2 protein-coding genes are annotated in these 2,121 nt (G+C 69.1%); one reads left to right on the plus strand and one right to left on the minus strand.

What is annotated here, in order from left to right; translation table 11 throughout:
- Window positions 1-333 precede the first annotated feature (333 nt).
- Window positions 334-1,047 (minus strand): hypothetical protein, encoded by a 714-nt coding sequence (locus ABGB16_RS33565; RefSeq protein ID WP_347672073.1) that lies wholly within the window; start codon window positions 1,045-1,047, stop codon window positions 334-336.
- Window positions 1,048-1,120: 73 nt separating this feature from the next.
- On the opposite strand from ABGB16_RS33565, the gene ABGB16_RS33570 reads away from it, so the two are divergent.
- The gene (locus ABGB16_RS33570; RefSeq protein ID WP_347672074.1) at window positions 1,121-1,951 is read left to right on the plus strand and encodes a PIG-L family deacetylase; all 831 of its coding nucleotides are present in this window, start codon (window positions 1,121-1,123) and stop codon (window positions 1,949-1,951) included.
- Window positions 1,952-2,121: the final 170 nt, after the last annotated feature.

Genomic DNA, 2,121 nt, shown 5'->3' on the forward strand with positions numbered 1-2,121 from the left:
CCGTCCGTGACTACGAACGGCTACCCAAGCACCACGCCGCGATGGTCCAGTGGGCCATGGTCATCGTCATGGCTCGCCGCCTCGCCCGTCACCAACACACCTGAAACCCTTATTTACCAGGCTCTAACTGACCCACCGATCGATACCCATCCCGGCGGGTACGACCACCGCCACGCCCGGGGGCGGCACCCCCGTCGCCACCAAGCCGAGCCTGCTCTTGTTCATGTTCGTCCCCGCTCTCGAAGCCGACGGCGGTGGCGAGGATGCCGAGCACCCAATGATGATGTGGGCGGTGCCGGTACCGGCGGCATGCTCGAGTCCCGCCGCGGTGTTTCAGGCCAGGAGAGTCTCCCGCATCCTCGCGCCCAGATTGATTCCGCCGACTACTCGCGGACCGGTTGGATCGTGGACGTCGAGGGTGTTGTTGCGGCGCATCAGCTCGCGGACGGGGGGCGGCAGCCGGGGCGGGTCGTCGATGGCCGCGAGGATCTGCCCGGCGGTCGAGATCAGTCGGTCGGCGAGGGCTGCGGCATCGGTGTCCACCCGTACCTGGCCGTACTCCCAGCTGGCGGTGGTGAGGTCGAGCACCTCGAACACGCGGGTCAGGAGCGGGTTCGGGTCGGTCACCTGGCCGAGCCGGGGCGCCCGGCTGCCGACCACCACGACGGCGGCGGCCACCTGCGCGTACGGGTGGAAGCCGCACGGCAGCGCGAACAGGGGCCAGCGCAGCGCCGGTCCGGCCTCCTTCCACAGCGGCCGGTAGTTTCGGCGGTGCACCAGGAGCCGCCGGCCGGTCCGTCGGTGTACGTCGTGGGCCTGGGCCTGTAGGTCCGCGTGGGCCTCGTCGGCGGCCTCGCTCACGATCTGGGCCGCCACCACCAGACCGTCGTCGTCGTGCAGCATCCGGGTGATCGCTTCGACCTGTTCCGGAAACCGGGCCTGCGAGCGGGCACCGTACCGGTGTCGGACGTCCCGCAGCAGTGCCTGCTGCCGCCCCGGATCGAGCTGGACTCGCCTGCTACCCAGCAACTGCCGGAGCCAACGCATCTCGCCTCGTTTCAGCCGCCGTCGCGGACCGCGGCAATGCTAGTGCGTCGGACGTCCCTCGTATGGTGGTGGGGTGGCTGAGCGATCTCTGACCTTGATGGCGGTGCACGCGCACCCCGACGACGAGGCGACCAGCACTGGCGGAATCCTCGCCCGGTATGCGGCGGAGGGGATCACGACGGTGCTCGTGACCTGCACGGACGGGCGGTGCGGCGATGGGCCCGGCGGGGTCAAGCCGGGCGACCCGGGGCACGACCCGCAGGCCGTGGCAGCGATGCGCCGGGCCGAGTTGGCGGCCAGTTGCGAGGCGCTGAAGGTCACTCATCTGGAGACGCTCGGCTATGCCGACTCCGGGATGATGGGTTGGGCGGCCAACGACGCGCCCGGCGCGTTCTGGAACACGCCGGTGGCGGAGGCGGCCGACCGGCTGACCGAGTTGATCCGGCGCTACCGGCCCGACGTCGTCGTCACGTATGACGAAAACGGCTTCTACGGCCATCCGGACCACATCCAGGCGCACCGCATCACCATGGCCGCCGTCGAACGGACGGACATCCCCGCAAAGGTGTACTGGACCACCGTGCCGCGCAGCGCGTTCCAGGAGTTCGGCCGCGTCATGAAGGAGATCGGCGTCGAGTTTCCCGAGCCGGACGGGCCGCCGGAGGAGATGCCGCAGCTCGGTCTGCCCGACGACGAGATCACCACCTGGGTGGACACGAGCGGCTACGGCGCGCAGAAGTTCGAATCGTTGGCTGCGCACGCCAGTCAGGCCGAGAACATCTTCTTCCTGCAACTCGGTCAGGAACGGTTCACCGAGCTGATGGGCGTGGAGACCTTCGTCCGGGTCCGCGACACCACCGATGCGCCGACGCCCGAGGACGACCTGTTCGCCGGACTGCGCTGACCGAGCACGCATGGCGGTCAGGGTCCGGTCCCTGCGCCGCCCGGGCTAGTGGCAACGCCGCTCGGTTAAGGCGTTGTGGCGGCTGTCGAGGGGTGTGTCGCTCAGGCAAACAGAAGCGGAGTTCCGGTATTGAGGTGAGTCACTCCAAGAAACCCTCGAGACCAGGAACT

Source organism: Micromonospora sp. B11E3 (assembly GCF_039871625.1).
GTDB lineage: Bacteria > Actinomycetota > Actinomycetes > Mycobacteriales > Micromonosporaceae > Micromonospora.

Bases quoted from the DNA above. Each gene is read 5' to 3' on its own strand.
- ABGB16_RS33565 (WP_347672073.1), bottom strand. From the start codon at position 1,047: ATGCGTTGGCTCCGGCAGTTGCTGGGTAGCAGGCGAGTCCAGCTCGAT.